Origin of the sequence: Thalassobacillus cyri, assembly GCF_900107755.1 — a bacterium.
In the GTDB taxonomy this organism is placed as follows: Bacteria; Bacillota; Bacilli; order Bacillales; family Halobacillaceae; genus Thalassobacillus; species Thalassobacillus cyri.
The window spans coordinates 273,299-290,870 of the sequence record NZ_FNQR01000003.1 but is presented as its reverse complement, the minus strand read 5'-3'; the positions used below and the strand labels follow the sequence as shown (position 1 = coordinate 290,870).

At 43.3% G+C, this 17,572-nt stretch carries 18 protein-coding genes; 12 read left to right on the top strand and 6 right to left on the bottom strand.

What is annotated here, in order from left to right:
- Positions 1 to 13 precede the first annotated feature (13 nt).
- On the bottom strand, positions 14 to 559 hold the full coding sequence (locus BLV00_RS05590; RefSeq protein WP_093043264.1) for a cupin domain-containing protein: 546 nt from the start codon (positions 557 to 559) through the stop codon (positions 14 to 16).
- A 146-nt stretch (positions 560 to 705) separates the two neighbouring features.
- Here BLV00_RS05590 and BLV00_RS05585 point away from each other — a divergent pair, with 146 nt between their 5' ends.
- Positions 706 to 1,491: a dioxygenase family protein gene (locus BLV00_RS05585; RefSeq protein ID WP_093043262.1), complete on the top strand. Its 786-nt coding sequence runs from the start codon at positions 706 to 708 to the stop codon at positions 1,489 to 1,491.
- Between the two features lie 53 nt (positions 1,492 to 1,544).
- Here the strand turns inward: BLV00_RS05585 and BLV00_RS05580 are convergent, their stop codons facing one another.
- Together BLV00_RS05580 and fdhD are read right to left on the bottom strand one after the other, a co-directional pair.
- A complete protein-coding gene (locus tag BLV00_RS05580) occupies positions 1,545 to 1,835 on the bottom strand; it encodes a hypothetical protein (RefSeq protein WP_218131885.1) in 291 nt (96 codons plus the stop codon).
- Positions 1,836 to 2,020: 185 nt separating this feature from the next.
- A complete protein-coding gene (fdhD, locus tag BLV00_RS05575) occupies positions 2,021 to 2,806 on the bottom strand; it encodes a formate dehydrogenase accessory sulfurtransferase FdhD (RefSeq protein WP_093043258.1) in 786 nt (261 codons plus the stop codon).
- A gap of 350 nt (positions 2,807 to 3,156) precedes the next feature.
- Here fdhD and BLV00_RS05570 point away from each other — a divergent pair, with 350 nt between their 5' ends.
- The 3 genes from BLV00_RS05570 (at position 3,157) to BLV00_RS05560 (ending at position 7,324) form a co-directional block, all read left to right on the top strand.
- The gene (locus BLV00_RS05570) at positions 3,157 to 4,410 is read left to right on the top strand and encodes an L-lactate MFS transporter (protein WP_093043256.1); all 1,254 of its coding nucleotides are present in this window, start codon (positions 3,157 to 3,159) and stop codon (positions 4,408 to 4,410) included.
- Between the two features lie 62 nt (positions 4,411 to 4,472).
- On the top strand, positions 4,473 to 4,829 hold the full coding sequence (locus BLV00_RS05565) for a Na-translocating system protein MpsC family protein (protein WP_028784759.1): 357 nt from the start codon (positions 4,473 to 4,475) through the stop codon (positions 4,827 to 4,829).
- 134 nt (positions 4,830 to 4,963) lie between these two features.
- Positions 4,964 to 7,324: an FdhF/YdeP family oxidoreductase gene (locus BLV00_RS05560; RefSeq protein WP_093043254.1), complete on the top strand. Its 2,361-nt coding sequence runs from the start codon at positions 4,964 to 4,966 to the stop codon at positions 7,322 to 7,324.
- A gap of 276 nt (positions 7,325 to 7,600) precedes the next feature.
- On the opposite strand, the gene BLV00_RS05555 is transcribed toward BLV00_RS05560, so the two are convergent.
- Positions 7,601 to 7,900, bottom strand: coding sequence for a DUF3243 domain-containing protein (locus tag BLV00_RS05555; protein WP_093043252.1), 300 nt, complete (start codon positions 7,898 to 7,900; stop codon positions 7,601 to 7,603).
- A 128-nt stretch (positions 7,901 to 8,028) separates the two neighbouring features.
- On the opposite strand from BLV00_RS05555, the gene BLV00_RS05550 reads away from it, so the two are divergent.
- Entirely contained in the window at positions 8,029 to 8,517 is a 489-nt protein-coding gene (locus BLV00_RS05550; RefSeq protein WP_342722076.1) for a GyrI-like domain-containing protein, read from the top strand.
- A gap of 2 nt (positions 8,518 to 8,519) precedes the next feature.
- On the opposite strand, the gene BLV00_RS05545 is transcribed toward BLV00_RS05550, so the two are convergent.
- A complete protein-coding gene (locus tag BLV00_RS05545) occupies positions 8,520 to 9,014 on the bottom strand; it encodes a L,D-transpeptidase family protein (protein WP_093043250.1) in 495 nt (164 codons plus the stop codon).
- A gap of 211 nt (positions 9,015 to 9,225) precedes the next feature.
- Positions 9,226 to 10,419, bottom strand: coding sequence for a cytochrome P450 family protein (locus BLV00_RS05540; protein WP_093043247.1), 1,194 nt, complete (start codon positions 10,417 to 10,419; stop codon positions 9,226 to 9,228).
- 306 nt (positions 10,420 to 10,725) lie between these two features.
- On the opposite strand from BLV00_RS05540, the gene BLV00_RS05535 reads away from it, so the two are divergent.
- The 7 genes from BLV00_RS05535 (at position 10,726) to BLV00_RS05505 (ending at position 17,523) form a co-directional block, all read left to right on the top strand.
- Positions 10,726 to 12,186: a multicopper oxidase family protein gene (locus BLV00_RS05535; RefSeq protein WP_245728837.1), complete on the top strand. Its 1,461-nt coding sequence runs from the start codon at positions 10,726 to 10,728 to the stop codon at positions 12,184 to 12,186.
- A 114-nt stretch (positions 12,187 to 12,300) separates the two neighbouring features.
- On the top strand, positions 12,301 to 12,489 hold the full coding sequence (locus BLV00_RS05530) for a hypothetical protein (protein WP_093043245.1): 189 nt from the start codon (positions 12,301 to 12,303) through the stop codon (positions 12,487 to 12,489).
- Positions 12,490 to 12,546: 57 nt separating this feature from the next.
- Positions 12,547 to 13,911: a sigma-54 interaction domain-containing protein gene (locus BLV00_RS05525; protein ID WP_093043243.1), complete on the top strand. Its 1,365-nt coding sequence runs from the start codon at positions 12,547 to 12,549 to the stop codon at positions 13,909 to 13,911.
- A gap of 229 nt (positions 13,912 to 14,140) precedes the next feature.
- Positions 14,141 to 14,836, top strand: a complete 696-nt coding sequence (locus tag BLV00_RS05520; protein ID WP_093043241.1) for a CoA transferase subunit A — start codon at positions 14,141 to 14,143, stop codon at positions 14,834 to 14,836.
- A 14-nt stretch (positions 14,837 to 14,850) separates the two neighbouring features.
- Positions 14,851 to 15,525 carry a 3-oxoacid CoA-transferase subunit B gene (locus BLV00_RS05515; RefSeq protein WP_093043239.1) on the top strand — a complete coding sequence of 225 codons (675 nt, stop codon included), beginning with the start codon at positions 14,851 to 14,853 and terminating at the stop codon, positions 15,523 to 15,525.
- Positions 15,526 to 15,551: 26 nt separating this feature from the next.
- On the top strand, positions 15,552 to 16,328 hold the full coding sequence (locus BLV00_RS05510) for a 3-hydroxybutyrate dehydrogenase (RefSeq protein WP_093043237.1): 777 nt from the start codon (positions 15,552 to 15,554) through the stop codon (positions 16,326 to 16,328).
- A 16-nt stretch (positions 16,329 to 16,344) separates the two neighbouring features.
- On the top strand, positions 16,345 to 17,523 hold the full coding sequence (locus BLV00_RS05505; protein WP_093043235.1) for a thiolase family protein: 1,179 nt from the start codon (positions 16,345 to 16,347) through the stop codon (positions 17,521 to 17,523).
- Positions 17,524 to 17,572 lie beyond the last annotated feature (49 nt).

Sequence of the window (17,572 nt, the reverse complement as noted above, 5' to 3'; positions counted from 1 at the left end):
ATTTAACGTGACATTATAGGATATCTTCCAGTTCCATATCCGTGTGCTGCCCAATCAACACCACGGCTGGTTTGTCCCCGATATTTTTCACAAAATGGGGTACGCTTGCGTTCCAACTGAATGAATCCCCATCCTCTAAAACATAGGATTCTTCTCCTTGCTGGGCGAACACCTTTCCTTCCAGCACTAGATGAACCTCTTCTCCTTGGTGCGCATGTCCTTCAGCTGTAGAGACTCCAGGAGGAATTTCAACTCGTTTCATTCGTAGGCCACCCTTGGAAGTTAAATGTTCGACCTTCAATTTTCCTTTATTATGAGTAGTGATTTGACGTTCAGTTTTTCTCACTACACCCATACGCTGATTTTTCTCTAACAATAGATAGGGCAGTGGAATCCCCAGAAATTGTGCAACTGTCTGTAATGTAGAAATAGACGGTGAAGTGTTGTTATTTTCCATGTTGCTGATAAATCCTTTAGACAGGCCGGTTCCTTCACTCATTTGGGCAATGGTAATCTGTTTTCTTTTTCTGATTGCTCGAATTGTTGACCCTATTTCCATGACATTTACCCCCGATTGTTCACTTATATGAAACTTATATCTATATTAACAAAATAACCATTGACATTCCAGTTGTCTTGGTGTTATCCTATAGAAAATTAATATTCATATTAAGAAACACTACAATATGGAGGTGAAGTAACGATATGATGCCATCTTACTTTGTTGCGCATGGTGCACCGTTACTGGCTCTTGAAGATAATTCGTACACCAGATTTTTGAAAGAGTTAGGGGGTGCTTTGCCTCGGCCTAAAGCAATTGTGATATTTTCCGCTCATTGGGAATCAAGGACCCAACAGGTGAGTGAGGTAGAAGAATATAGCACGATTTATGATTTCGGGGGATTTTCAGAAGCTTTATATCAGATCAAGTATCCGGCAAAAGGAAATCATCGTGTGACCGAAAAAATTACAAAAGCATTTTCACAGCATGATGTGCCATTTGAAGTGGAAACAACAAGAGGGTTAGATCACGGTGCCTGGGTGGTGCTCCGGCTGCTTTATCCCGAGGCCGATGTCCCAGTCATTTCTATGTCAGTGAATCCAGCATTATCACCGCAACAACAGTACGCAATTGGAAAATCTCTGGCTGCTTTGCGGCAGGAGGATATTCTGATTGTAGGAAGCGGCGGGACCGTCCACAACCTGGGAGCTGTAAAATTGCATCAGGACAACGGGCAAGTTGATAACTGGGCCGTAGAATTTGATGACTGGCTGGAGCATCAATTGCAGCACTGGAATTTGGAGGCCTTGTTCAATTATAAACAGGAAACTCCTGTGGCTGAGTTGGCGGTACCTCCATATGGAAACGAACATTTCATACCGATTTTTTATGCAATGGGAGCGGCCGATGACGAACAAAGCGCCAGGTTAGCACATAGAAGTTACCGGTATGGCAATCTAAGCCACAGCGTCTGGCAGTTCGGTGAGTGAATTTCCTGGGGAATATGGTAAGAGCAGCGGCATAGACCGCTGCTCTTATTTGGTTATTGACCACGACGCTCTTCTGAAGGTTCTTCATCAGGGTCTGGTTCTTCTTCATCCATGTTATTAGGAGTGTCACCCTCATCAGGATCCCTAACATCGCGAGGGTCAGTGTCCATATCCGGCCCTTGGTTGTTATTCATGTCGTTGTTTCTCATATCGTTATCTCTCATATCATTATCCCCGTTGTCGTAACGTACTGGATCGTAATCAATGTCTTCAGGTTGCTCGTTCATTTCATTGTCATCTACGTTACATGCAGTCAAGATACCAGTTGAGATAGCGAAAGACATCATTAGAAGCATCCATTTCTTTTTCATCATTTCACCTCCAAACGTATAAAAATAACATCATTTTTAATGTTTGCATGTCTGGCTTTTTTACTCTTTTTAGATTGGAATTATGAAAAATATTTTTGAGGGAAATATAAAAAGGCAGCGATTCCGCTGCCTTACCAGGAAATTGTATATTCAGATTTTTAATGGGTAATACGTTCGGGGTGTGTATAGACATTAAATGATCCACCGCGGATAAATCCTACAGCAGTGATATTCAAATCATTAGCCAGTTCAATCGCTAAATCTGTCGGCGCAGATTTCGATAGCACGATGCCGACTCCGATCTTGGCGGCTTTCGTCAACACTTCGGAAGAAATCCTTCCACTGAACACAAGAACTTTGTCGCGAACGGAAATTTTATTCAACAGGCAATGCCCATATAACTTGTCCAGCGCATTGTGTCTTCCAATATCAGCTCTTCCGACGATCATTTCTTCGCTGGAGCAAATCGCTGCATTATGCACACCACCAGTTCCTTTGAAAACATGACTGGTCGCTTGCATTATATCCATCAGCTTGATGCACTGATCTGCTGAAATGGTAGTAGTTGAGGTAGAGGTTTTGGTTGTCTTGACATCATTTTGAAAATAAAACTGTCTGCTTTTCCCGCAACAGGAACCGATAAATCGTTTGGAAAAATCACGTTGTGTATTGATGGTTCCCTCAATTTCAATATAGGCGAAGCCTTGTTCTTCATCAATTTGGAAATTTTTAATTTCTCTTCGAAACCGAATGACCCCCTCTGATGCCAAAAATCCGATCACCATTTCTTCGAGGTGAGCAGGGGTACAGACCATTGTTGCGAATTCCTCATCATTAATATAAATCGTCAATGGGAACTCCGTAACGATGTCATCTTCAACAGATTGGAACTCTCCATCATCGTATCTTATAATTGGTTTTTTTATACTTTTTTGGTCTCTCACTTCTTTCACCTCACTTGTAACCGGCGTTGTAAATTTCTCGTTATTAAAATATACCGAGTAGAACAGACAAAATACAAGCGATAAGAATTGATAAATGTAAAATTCAGAAAAAGAATTGAAATTCTGGCAAAAAACAGCTATGATAATTTATGTTCATAAAATTGTAACATTTAAGATGCGAGATAGCGATCCTGTCGTCGATTTTAAATGCCGCAAACAATGTAAACGATTACTTTGGTGTACAAGTAGTGTACCTGCTTGATCTAAAAACGTCGTCATTTTCTTTTGCATGGGAAAATTATGCAAAAGGGAAGTGAGGCGTTTTTTTATTTAAAAAAGGAGTGAATAGTATGAAAAAGACGAAAAATCGTTGGCTTATTGCGTTATCAGCTGTAGGAATCCACATTTCTATCGGCTCCGTCTATGCCTGGAGCGTATTTACGAATCCGTTGATTGAACAATATGGCTGGAGTTTAAGTGGAGTATCCCTGACCTTCAGTATCGCTATTTTATTCTTAGGTTTGTCCGCTGCCTTTATGGGACATTTCGTAGAAAAATACGGCCCTCGTGTGTCAGGGATGGTGGCAGCAAGTTTCTTTGGAATTGGAATGGTCGGTTCGGGTGTGGCTGCAACGCTGGAATCCCTTTGGCTTTTATATTTTACATATGGTGTATTAGCAGGGATCGGTCTTGGAATCGGCTATATAACTCCTGTATCCACATTGGTAAAATGGTTTCCTGACCGAAGGGGTCTTGCAACAGGTCTTGCGATTATGGGATTTGGGTTTGCAGCGATGATAGCCAGTCCGGTGATGGCAAATTTAATTGAATCCGTCGGCATTCCAGCAACATTCTTTGGTTTGGGTGCTGTGTACTTTGTCATTATGATCTCATCTGCGACTTATTTAGAAAGACCGCCAGAAGACTATATGAAAGACTTTGTTCAGGATAAAAAGAAAACACCTGACCTTTCTCAATTGACTGCGAATGAAGCAGTTAAGACGCATCGTTTCTGGTATCTATGGATAATGCTGTTCATCAATGTCACCTGCGGAATTGCCATCCTGTCTGTAGCTTCTCCGATGGCTCAGGAAATTGCAGGGCTGACAGCTGCAGCTGCAGCAACGATGGTTGGCTTGATGGGCTTTTTCAATGGAGCCGGCCGGATTGCCTGGGCGACGATTTCTGATTATATCGGGCGGCCGAATGTGTATACCACTTTCTTTGTCATTCAGGTCATTACGTTCTTCGCGTTGCCAAGTATCACGCATGCACTCTTGTTTCAGGCGGTTTTATTCTTAATCATTACTTGCTATGGCGGTGGCTTTTCTTCGGTACCAGCATATATCGGAGACTTGTTTGGAACGAAGCAATTGGGTGCGATTCATGGTTATATTCTAACTGCCTGGGCAGCAGCCGGGTTGGTCGGACCGATCTTAGCATCATGGATCAGAGAAGTGACTGAAAGCTATGCATTGACCTTGTCGATTTTTGGGGGCATGTTTATTGTAGCGCTTCTTATATCACTCGTTATCCGCATGGATATCAATCAACTGAAAAAAGTACAGAACTCCGTATCTGCTGAGCAGAAGCTTTCTAGTTGATTTATGACGTCTGTGAGCATACGATTTAAATAAGTATATTTTTAGAAAAGGTTGAAGCAGCGATGAATAAATACGAAGCAGAATTCAGCAATCTGGTTAAAGCTTTTCGTAAACGGCATATGGGAAAAGGGCCGAGTAAAATCAGTACCACTTTTTGCAAGAATTGGGCCATTTGCGAGATGGAAGGCAATCTGTCCCCAGTAGAAAAATTCATTGCCAATGCAGACGATGGCAAGCAAATGGTGCGTGCCGCTCGAACGGAAATGGTCAAAAACATGTACCGTCAGAACCATCCTGTGGAAATGGAAGAATTTCTGCAATGTGACTTCGTCGATCTATTTGTCGACATCGATATTGAAAAAGATTTTGGGATGTCCATCTTCGTATTCAGTGAAGATTTAGAAAAGAAGTTTTTATAACAGTAAGGTTTGGTACTTCGCAGCGACCCTGCAAAAGGCTTAACCACCATTCTCCGTTGTTGTTGACATAACTCCTGGAGGGTGGTGGTTTTTTCTTTGGTTGGATGAATTAAAAAAAGTAAGGAGAAATAAATATGGGACAAACAAAACACCAGGGACCAATGAAGAAATCAAAAATACCAGCACCGCAGCATTGGGTGAGCCCAATTCCGTTCGGCTTGGGAAAAGTGAAGCCGAAGCACATCCGGGATACGATGAAAGTAGCATGGGATAACAAAGATAACTTAGGGTATGCCAAAAACATCATAACAAAAGGTGTGTGTGATGGTTGCGCATTAGGCGTTTCGGGTCTTTATGACCAGACGCTGACAGGCCCGCATATTTGTACGACACGGTTGAACGTACTCCGACTGAATACAATGCCAGCTATTGATGAAGAGATTTTTCACGCTGATATCGATGAATTACGTCAATATTCCAGCACCGAGTTAAGGGAGCTTGGACGGATTCCTTATCCGATGATACGGAGAAAAGGGGAGCGCAAGTTTTCCCGGCTCACCTGGGATGATGCCATGGATATGATTGCAGGTAAAATGAAGCAGCTGGATCCAAAACAATATGCTTTTTACCTGACATCCAGGGGTATCACGAATGAATCCTATTATGTAGCGGGAAAAGTGGCACGTTTTCTAGGAGCGAATCATATCGACAATGCATCCCGGATCTGTCATTCGCCTAGTAAGACAGCTTTGAAGCGTTCTGTTGGCGTGGGTGCTTCGACGGCGAACTACCAGGATTGGATCGGGACAGATGTCCTGTTGTTCTGGGGGAGTGTCGCTTCAAATAGTTCACCGGTTTCAACTAAATACATGCTGGAAGCGAAGAAAAAGGGGACGAAAATCATTGTCATCAACCCTTACCGTGAACCTTCAATGGAGAAGTATTGGATTCCATCCAACCCGGAGTCCGCTTTATTCGGTACAAAAGTGGCTGATGACTTCTATCAAATCAATATTGGTGGAGACATTGCATTCATGCATGGAATCATGAAGCACTGGTTCGATAAGGAAGAAGTGCAGCATGGGGCTGCCATCAATCACTCCTTTGTAGAAGAACATGTAAAGGGCTATGAAGAATTGAAGCAGCAAGTGACATCCCAATCATGGGAAGAAATCACTGCCTCATCCGGTGTGACGAAAGAACGGATCATTGAACTTTCCGAGCTGTTAGCGAACAGTAAGAATGCTGTTTTCGCCTGGGCGCTTGGACTGACGATGCACTCCTTCGCTACAGATAATATTTCCCAAGTAGCTAATCTGGCGCTGCTCCGTGGGTTTTTAGGTCGAGAACACAATGGATTGATGCCGTTCCGCGGCCACTCCAGTGTCCAGGGAAGTGGCGAAATGGGAGCTGATCCATTTGTCTTGCCTGGTGGTGATTTCAAGGGAAACAATATCGAACGAATCGAAAAACTATGGGGATTTGAGCTTGCGAAGTGGCAGGGTGATGTAGTAGGGGTGACGCTCGAGAATATTTTGCTGCCGGAAGATCATGAACGAAAAGTGAAGCTTTACTACTTATCCGGCGGTAACTTCTTAGAGACAATGCCTGATCCTGAGTTTGTTGAGAAGGCATTATCGGAGCTTGATATCCGTGTCCATCAGGATATAATCCTGAATACATCGACACTCGTTGATGCCAAGGAAGCAGTCATCGTGTTGCCGGCAAAAACCCGCTATGAACAGGAAGGTGGCGGAACTTCTACTTCCACGGAGCGGATGGTTTACTTTTCACCAGAAATTGAAGGGAATAAAAATAAAATAGAAGAAGCACGTACAGAATGGAAAATCTACATTGACCTTGCCAAGCGTGTGAAACCGGAAACCGCTCACTTAGTCGATTTCAAAGATGGGCAGGCAGTTCGCGAAGAAATTGCTAAGGCGAACCCAAGTTATGATGGTGTCCAGCACTTGAAGAAACAGGGGGATGTCTTTCAGTGGGGTGGTGCCTGGTTATGCGAAGGCGGTGTGTGTCCGACACCGGATGGAAAAGGCAATTTGATACCGGTAGAGATACCAGACTTGAACAAAAAGCCAGGTGATTTTTACCTCACGACACGCCGCGGCAAGCAGTTCAATTCCATGGTATACAAAGAGACCGATCCTATTAACGGAGCGGAACGGTATGATGTTTTGTTGAATGCTGAAGATGCTGAGGAGAATAGAATTCAGGATGGAGAAGCTGTCGTGCTGTACAACCAGTATGGGATTTTCCAGGGACAGGCTAAGCTTGCCAGCATTGCAAAAGGAAACCTTGGTGTGCATTTTCCAGAAGGCAACTTCTTACTTCCAAAAGGCCGTTATGAACAATTCGCTAAAATTCCTGATTATAATATTGGTGTGAAGGTTGAAAAAGCGGAGAAGTTCAACGCAAGGAAAGACACACAGTATTTAGAGAAACGAATTGATGATCTGGAAGATACACCAGGTGCATAAATGCTAAACCTGATTGAGCTTAGAAAGTTCAATCAGGTTTTTTTGTATAAAAGGAAATTCTGCGGTGGGAATGGTATAAGTACATAAAGGGAGAAGTCAAAAAATGAGTAAAAATCAGTGCTGTCATTGAATAAAAAAGCTAAAATTCCCTTAAAAATGATAAAAGAAGTAGAAGTAGAAGTGGAACGGCTCCCTCATATACAATGTGGCGGTATCATGATTGTTATTACATAAAGAAAAGAGAGGGTTCATCCTTGAACCCTCTCTTTTTATATATTAGTTGGTGGAGTCAGCAAGCTTCACTAACACATGTGCCATATGCTTCCGTTCTTCTTCATCAGCGAATTTCCAAAGTTCATTAAGCAATTTTTCCTCGCGGTTTCTTGGATCTTCATTCTTGGCGAGGTAGTCACCTACACGCTTGGCACCTTTAGTAAGTCCTTCTTCACCTAATCCGATTTTTTCACCTTTGTTAACCTGGTCTCCTAAATAATCCTTGAACTGTTGGAAGTTCTGCATGATATCGTCTTTTTTATCTTCGCTCATATTAGCTGCTGCGTCACGTGGATCTTTCATGTTATCAAGCTCCTTTTTGTGTGATGGTAGACAATACCACCTCAGGAATAATATTAAACATTTTGTTAAATGATTGTATAACTAATCTGTAAGAAATTATTTCTATATACCACAGGAGAGGGGAATGTATGATGGGGAAGTTTGATTACAAAATAGTAACATTGCCCGCTTATCGAGGGGTTGGTTTGAAATGGAATGGAGCTTATGCAGAAGTCAGTTCGTTGAACGAGCTGATTACAGAAATGAAGGATAGGGTGGGAGAGCTTGAGGGTGCGGTGAATACTGACCTGCAGCTTGGATTGTACTACCATTTAAGGCCAGATGGCATCACCCATTATTCTGTCTATGAAGTTAAAGGAACCCAGCAAGTTCCGGAAGGGATGGTGGAAATAAATATACCTGAACTCACCTATTTAATGACCCATCATGAACAGGGGCGGGACATTGGAGAAACGTATACGAATATCTATGAATGGTTTAAAGAAAATGATTACAAACCTTATATAGATGAGCGCAAATACTTTGACGACCTGCCAATTAAACATGAGCGCTACCCAGCTGGCCGGAACCTGATTGATCCTCACTTTGACATTTTGATACCTATAGAAAAGATATGATTTTAAGGATGAATAAAAACTCCTGTGCCAATTGGTACAATCCGTGCCAGTTCCTCAACATCTTTGTTGTACATACGAATGCAGCCGCGCGAAACTGCCTTGCCGATGGAACTCGGGTCGTTCGTTCCATGGATACCATAATGCTGTTTGGACAGACTCATCCACATAGTCCCAAACGGCCCGCCAGGATTCGGTGCTTTATTAATAATGATAAAATTCCCAGTCGGTGTATGATGAAGAATTCTTCCAACCGCAATTGGATATTGTTTTTGCAGAACACCATTTTTCATTAATCGGAGCTTGCGGTTATTAAGAGAAACATCGATTTTGTAAGGAATAGTGGCTGGAGAAGGGTAGCCTGGTATGACAATTGGTTGGCCAGGATAAATGAGATTCGGGTTGATGGCTGGATTTGCGCGGATTATCGCAACCAGGGGCGTGCGGTAATCACGGGAAATCTGCGTAAGCGTTTCGCCAGCTTTGACAGTATGGATCAATGGATACACCTCCATATATATTCCTTTTATCTTTATGTAAACACTCGTGGTTGGTGATTAACCAGGGGATGAAAGAGAGGATTTTTTTCTTGGTTATTGAGTTTAATATTAAAAAATTACTACAACTTCCAATGTTATATTGATGACAGGTCAATGGCTGCTATCTATTAAAACGAGAGGCTGTCCCTGAAATGGGACAGCCTCATTATTGTTAATCTTCTATATTTATTTCTAATTTTTCTAATCCCCTCAGCAAAAACACAGGGCGCCATTCGGGTTCCTGGAATGGATTAGAGAGGCGGATATCTGGAAACGCAGTAAGCAGTTTTTCCAGAGCGATTCTTCCCTCTAATCTTGCCAGGGGAGCTCCCAGACAGAAGTGGATACCGAAGCCAAACGCTACATGAGGATTATGTTTTCTTTTTATATCAAACTGGTCTGCATTTTCAAATATAGCTTCATCTCGATTAGCGGAACTCAAGGAAGCCAACACGAGATCCCCACGTTTTAACGTTTTGCCGTGGAATTCGGTATCTTCTTCCGCCCAGCGGGCTGTTGAGAAATCGACAGGACTATAAAAGCGGAGGCCTTCTTCAATAGCGGATTCAACTAGAGACAGGTCTGTTTTTAATTTTTCGAGCTGAGCTGGATGCTCAAAAAGCGCATACATTGTATTTGTAATCAGATTGACAGTTGTTTCATGACCGGCAATGATTAGGAGCACAATCATTGAATAAAGCTCATCCTTATTCAGTTTTTCTCCTTCTTCTTCTGCCTGCAACAGTTTAGAAATCAGATCATCTTTGGGATAAGTTTTTCGCTCTTCGAAAAGGTGGGTCAGATAGGTAATGAATGCTTCTACATCCTCAACAAAGTCAGTAGCCAAGTTATCGGCTGCTGCCAAAATAGTGTTTGACCATTTTCGGAATTTGTTGCGGTCTTCTGCAGGAACTCCTAGTAATTCACTGATAACAATAATTGGGAGTGGAAATGCGTAATCATTCAGGAGGTCGATGGGGCTTCCCTTTTTCTTCATGTCAGTTAGTAAATCATCTGCTATTTCTCTGATTCTGGGTTCTAATCCCTTAATTGTCCTGGGATTGAAATAAGGCTGAACCAGCTTACGGAGTCTGGTGTGGTTGGGGGGATCGACGTCCAGCATCATATGGCGAAAAATGGCATCGATTTCACCAAGATGATCTTCGGCATGATCCCCGGAGAAAAATTTACTCTGGTCTTTAATGAAGCTGGGCGATTTCAATAGTTCCTTGACATGCTCATATTTAGTCACGATCCATGAGTTTTCTGACATAGCAAAAACAGGATCATCCTTTCGCAGTTCTTTATAAAAAGGGTAGGCCTCTACTTTGAAATTAGACTGGAATACCGTCTCTGTATTAACCATTGAATAATTCCTCCTAACTGAATGGCTTTCTTGTAAAATTATAATAGATTTATAAGAGGTGAACAAACAATTTATGGAAATGAATATAGAGTAGATATAGGTTTTAACCTCTCCCGTCGACAAAGATCCTTTTTTTACACAGGTATGACACATAAAATCCATAGAAAATGCAAATTTACCAGGAAAAATATAGTTGTATTGTTTTTTATGGTATAAAGATATCATCATGATTTTGTTGACTGCCCATAAAAGCTGAAATGGATAAGAGGGAAATCAACATAGCTGGGAAATGAGAGGTTGGGAAAGTTGAAGAAAAGTCTAATTACTATAGTAGTGATAATCATAGCGGTCTTGTATGTTTATACAGATAATAGAAATGATTCTGTTAATCACCAAACCAGAGCGGAAAACAGCGGAGGTGAGGGCCAGGCAGAAGAAAATGCTGTAAAGGTTGAGGCTGCACAACTGCCTATTCCACCTTTGTTAGAAGATAAGAACCCTGACCCTGATAAGGCAGAATTCCATTTAACCGCACAACAATCGACAAAGGAATTTTTAAAAGGAAAAGAGACGGAAACCCTAGGTTATAACGGAGACTACCTAGGACCTGTCATCAAAGCAAGAAAAGGTGAAGAAGTGTCTGTAAAGGTTAAGAATAAGTTAGATGAAGCGACGACTGTCCATTGGCATGGCCTTGAGGTTAATGGCAAGCAGGATGGAGGCCCGCATAGCGGCATCCAGTCAGGAGAAAGCTGGAATCCCAAGTTCACGATTGATCAGCCGGCCGCAACCTTGTGGTATCATCCTCACTTACTCCATAAAACCGGGGAGCAGGTCTATATGGGACTGGCTGGACTATTTTACATTGAGGACGAGATATCAGAGAGTTTAGATATCCCGAAAGAATATGGAGTCAATGATATTCCGCTTGTCATTCAGGATAAACAATTATTTGAAAATGGAACATATGAATATGACCTGACCATGCATGATATTATGATGGGTCTTCAGGGGAATGTAGTTTTGGTTAACGGCGCAATCCAGCCTTATTTAGAAGTTCCTAAGGGGAAGGTACGGCTTCGCTTACTGAATGGATCGAACGCAAAAACTTATGATTTTCAGTTGAGTGATGGGGAGTCCTTCCAGCAAATTGCAAGTGACGGCGGCTTTTTGGAAAAACCAGTAGAAATGTCCGGTCTGACAATGAGCGCTGCGGAAAGAGCAGAGATCATTGTAGATTTTTCAGACTACGAAACAGGGGATATAGTTGAATTGTCCCACCAGGACTATGATTTGATGAAGTTTGTAGTTACTGATCAAGAATCAAAAGAATATACGATTCCTGAAAAATTGACAGATATCCCAGAGATTGATACAGATACCGCTGTCAGGACACGAGAGTTTGTGATGTCAGGAATGGGGCGCAGCGTATCGATAAACGGTAAACAAATGGATATGGATCGGGTTGATGAAGAAGTAAAACTGGGAGACACCGAAATCTGGGAAGTGTCTAATGACGGCTCCGGTATGATGGGTGGGATGCCTCATCCATTTCATGTGCATGGCGTACAGTTCAGAATAATTGACCGTGGCGGAGATCCACCTCCACCTAATGAACGAGGGTGGAAGGATACAGTAAATGTCTATCCCGGAGAAATGGTGAGGCTCATAGCAACCTTTGATCACAGCGGGCTGTTTATGTACCACTGTCATATATTAGAACATGAAGATTCCGGTATGATGGGGCAGTACGAAGTAGATGAATAATATTTTTAAAGCTGTGGATCGACTGGTCCATGGCTTTTTTTGTGTAGATGGATCTCTTCTTGTACGGTAAAATTCATAAGATATAGTAAGAATAATTGGAAAGGGGGAAGGGGCATGAGTAATGGCTGGAATACATTCTATATGTTTTTATTAGGAATCGTGGCTTTTTTTACACGAGAAATTGTAACGTTCATTATGCTGGGTTTTGTGCTGGTCACATTGAACAACATACATACTACAATGAAAAACATCTATAAAGTGACTGCGGATAGAGAAGCTCGCAAATATTGGGAGATTGATTGAAATCGCTCTCATGATAAAATAGATAAAAAAGATTTCAATCATCAGGAGCGTGGGCGAATGCTGGAGATATTAGAGAATTACCGGGACGGGATTCTGGAGACAATTTTTGGAAATGTCAATCATAGTATTGTCGTTGTCGATCGAAATGGTTTCGTTTCTTATATGAATGACAGCTATTGTGATTTTCTTGGTATAGATAAAGAGAGTGTCCGTGGGAAGCATGTGACTGACGTGATTGAAAACAGCCGAATGCACATCGTAGCAGAAACAGGAAAAGAGGAATTAGCCGATTTGCAGTATATCCGCGGCAACTACATGATTGCCCATCGGATTCCGCTGCGGGCGGATGGTGAAGTAGTCGGCGCGCTCGGCATGGTGTTGTTCCGGGATACGGAGGAATGGCTGAAGCTGAACAGCCATATCAAAGATTTGTTCTTGGAACTGGAATCCTACCGAAACCAAATGAAACAACTGAATGGTGTTTCCTACTCGCTTCATGACATCATTAGCAATTCTTCAGAAATGCATATTTTAAAGGATAAAATTAAGAAAGTGGCCCCAGGAGATGTGTCGGTACTGCTCAGGGGGGAGAGCGGGACAGGGAAAGAACTGTTTGCCCATAGCATCCATCACTTGAGTGAACGTAATACGAAGCCGTTCGTCAAGGTCAATTGTGCGGCAATTCCAGCAGACCTTCTCGAGTCTGAGCTGTTCGGCTACCAGGAGGGTGCGTTTACTGGGGCCAAAAGAGGCGGTAAGCCAGGGAAATTCCAATTGGCAGACGGCGGGACACTTTTTCTTGATGAAATTGGGGATATGCCGCTACAGGCACAGGTGAAAATTCTCCGCGTCCTGCAGGAAGGGGAAGTTGAAGCGATCGGATCGGTTACACCACAGAAAGTGGATGTAAGGATTATTGCCGCGACCAACCAGCCGCTCGAAGAGTTAATAGCTCAGCAGAAGTTTCGGGAAGATTTATTTTACCGGATAAACGTTGTCCAAATTGACATTCCACCGCTTCGGAAACGTCCGGGGGATCTCCGGTTGCTCGCAAAATATTTGCTGGAAAAGGTAACCGAGCGGATCGGTAAACGGGTTGTCGATTTTGAGCCCGCCGTGTATGACTGTTTCCTGGAATATCACTGGCCAGGTAACGTCCGGGAGCTGGAAAACGTTATTGAGGCTGCTGTCCACTTGACGAGCAACGAAATCATTGAACTTGATGATCTGCCGGATCACATTAAGCCAGACGCACTGTTAGTGGATGAAGATCGAAGCTTGAAGGCGATCATGGAAGCCGCAGAGCGCCAGGCGATTGAGCGGACATTGAAAAAAGTCCATGGAGACAAAGGAAAAGCTGCAACAATGCTTGGCATCGGGAAATCAAGTCTGTATGACAAAGTCAAAAAGTATGATTTATAAACCATTCCGAAAACCCGGAAAACCATTCCGATATTTTGGAATGGTTTATTTTTTGCCGTTTAAGTAAGGGTTTTCATTATTGTGATGGTAACATTCTAATTATTTTTCCGAGAATTCGTAATCCGATTGTTAGCGCTTTCAAGTGAATCTCCCTCATTATTGAATTTTCATCCAGAATAAAAGTTGGCACGCTTCTTGCATTATTTAAAGGTGAAGGGAGTGTAACATGATGAAAACTATTTATACATCATTTGAAGAAGCGGTAAAAGATATTAAAGATTACTCGACAATTATGGTTGGAGGGTTCGGCCTGGTAGGAATTCCGGAGAATCTGATTCTTGCCTTAGTGGAATCAAAGGTGAAGCATTTGACGGTGATTTCCAATAACTGTGGCGTAGACGACTGGGGGCTTGGTTTGCTCCTTGAAAACAAACAGATTGATAAAATGATCGGCTCCTATGTCGGTGAAAATAAAGAATTTGAACGTCAGGTGCTGGCTGGAGAATTAGAAGTGGAATTGACTCCACAAGGAACATTGGCAGAACGTATCCGTGCGGGTGGAGCAGGGATCCCGGCATTCTATACACCAGCAGGAGTAGGGACACCGATTGCGGAAGGGAAAGAAGTACGTAATTTTGACGGAAAAGATTATTTGATGGTGACAGGTTTGAAAGCTGATTTCAGCCTTGTAAGGGCGGCAAAAGGCGATCGACTAGGTAACCTCGTTTATAATAAGACGGCCCGTAATTTCAATCCTGAAATAGCAGCAGCCGGTACAACAACGATTGCAGAAGTGGAAGAGTTAGTGGATGCTGGAACACTGGATCCGGACCACATTCATACACCGGGCATTTACGTGCAAGGGTTGATCGAAGGCAAGCAGGAAAAGCGCATCGAACGTCTGACTTTAAGAAGAGAAGCATAATAGGAGGGAACAGCATGGCAGTTAATTTGGATAAAGCACTAGTAAGAGAGAAAATCGCGAAACGAGCAGAGCGTGAAATTGAAAACGGTTTCTATGTCAACTTAGGGATCGGAATGCCGACGATGGTAGCGAACTACATCCAGGAAGATAAAGAAATCGTTCTTCAGTCTGAAAACGGCCTGGTTGGAATCGGACGCTCTCCGTATGAGAACGAAGTGGACCCAGACTTGATCAATGCTGGAAAAGAAACAGTGACAGCAGCGGTCGGAGCATCTTATTGCAGCAGTGCTGAATCATTTGCGATGATTCGTGGAGAACACTTGGATCTTGCCATCCTTGGTGGTATGGAAGTCTCTGAAACTGGTAATCTGGCAAACTGGATGATTCCGGGAAAGATGATTAAAGGTATGGGCGGTGCGATGGATATTGTCCACGGTGCTAAGAAGATCGTCATTATCATGGATCATGTAAATAAACATGGAGAGCCGAAAATTCTAAAAGAATGCAGTCTCCCTTTAACTGGTGAAGGTGTGGTCGATCGCATTATCACCGATCGCGCTGTCATTGATGTTACAGACAACGGGCTAGTACTGGTTGAAGTAGCAGAAGGTTGGACAGTACAAGAAGTAGTAGAAGCGACTGGCGCGCATCTTCAGGTCAGCGAAAACCTATTATCAGCAACGTTCTGATTTTTTAATCAAGGGGGATAAATAGAATGGTAGATAACAAAGTAGTATTCATAACAGGTGCAGCAAGTGGGATCGGCCACGAAATCGGAGTAGAGTTCGTGAAAAATGGCGCGAAAGTCGCGTTCAGTGACATCAATGAAGAAAAATTGCAGGAAGCGACGAAGAAGCTCACGGATGAAGGATATGACTGCATCGGTGTGAAGTGCGATGTCACTAAAGAGGAAGAATTGCAGCAGGCAATCGACCAGACAGTGGAAGAATACGGCCGACTCGATGTCTTGATCAATAATGCCGGACTTCAACATGTAGCATCGATCGAAGACTTCCCGACAGAAAAATTCGAATTCATCACAAAAGTTATGCTGGTGGCCCCATTCATGGCAACTAAGCATGCATTTCCAATTATGAAAAAGCAAGGATTTGGGCGAATCATTAATATGGCATCGATCAACGGACTTGTCGGTTTTGCCGGAAAATCTGCGTATAACAGTTCCAAGCATGGTGTCATCGGCCTGACAAAAGTTACCGCATTAGAAGGTGCAGAGCATGGTATCACCGTAAATGCGGTATGCCCTGGCTATGTCGATACACCGCTGGTCCGCAACCAGTTGGAGGACCTGGCGAAAAATCGTAACGTGTCATTGGAAAAAGTATTGGAGGAAGTGATCTATCCGTTAGTGCCACAAAAACGCTTGCTTCAAGTGCAGGAAATTGCAGATTATACATTATTCCTCACCAGTGACCAGGCAAAAGGAGTCACCGGGCAGGCAGTTGTCATCGATGGCGGCTATACCGCTCAATAAAAGGAGGAAGGTTAACATGGAAAGCGTTTATATTTTAGAAGGTGCACGGACAGCATTTGGAAGCTTCGGCGGGTCACTAAAAGACGTTGATCCGACCGACCTTGGTGTGACTGTCAGCAAAGAAGCAATCAAGCGAAGCGGCATCACTCCGGAAGATGTTGATTTGACTGTGATGGGGAATGTCATTCATTCCGCAAACAACGCACCATACATGGTCAGACATATCGCGTTGAAATCCGGGGTGCCGATGGAAAGCCCGGCGCTTACGGTCAACAGACTATGTGGATCCGGACTGCAATCGGTAGTATCTGCAGCCCAGTCTATTAAGCTGGGAGAAGGGAAAGTCGCCCTGACTGGTGGAGTGGAGAACATGAGCCAGTCCCCATATGCCATGCGTGGCAGCCGTTTCGGTACCAAGCTTGGCACGCCGAAAGTCGATGACATGCTCTGGGCAGCATTGACTGATGAATACATTGGTAAAGGTATGGGTGTTACAGCAGAGAATCTATCAGAAAAATACGAGATCAGTAGAGAAGATCAGGACGCGTACGCGGCAGAAAGCCACAAGCGTGCAGCAGAAGCGCGTAACAGTGGAAAATTCGAAGAAGAAATCGTTCCGGTAGAAGTGAAATCACGCAAAGGTACCACTGTTGTAGATACCGATGAACATATCCGTGAAGATACAACTCCTGAAGGGCTGGCAAAGCTGAAGCCTGCTTTCAAAAAGGACGGTACTGTAACCGGTGGAAACGCAAGCGGCATTAATGATGGAGCTGGAGCAGTTGTATTAGCGGGCGAAAGCTTTGTGAAAGAAAAGAACCTCCAGCCAGTAGCGAAAATCGTATCGTGGGGAGTAGCCGGCGTTGATCCAGCCTACATGGGAATCGGACCGGTACCAGCCATCAAAAAAGCACTGGCACAAACGGACTTGTCTTTAGATGATATTGCTTTGATTGAAGTCAATGAAGCATTTGCTGCCCAGTACCTGGCAGTAGAAAAGGAACTTGGCTTAGACCGAAGCAAAGTGAATGTCAACGGAGGAGCTATTTCGCTTGGCCATCCAATTGGAGCAAGCGGCACACGCGTCTTATATACAGTCATCAAAGAATTAAAACGCAGAAATGAAAAGTACGGGATCGCGTCCTTATGCATCGGGGGAGGACAAGGAATCGCAATGCTCGTAGAAATCGTGTAATTAAACAGATAAAAGAGGTTTGGGAGAAATTATTCAACTAGTGGAGGAA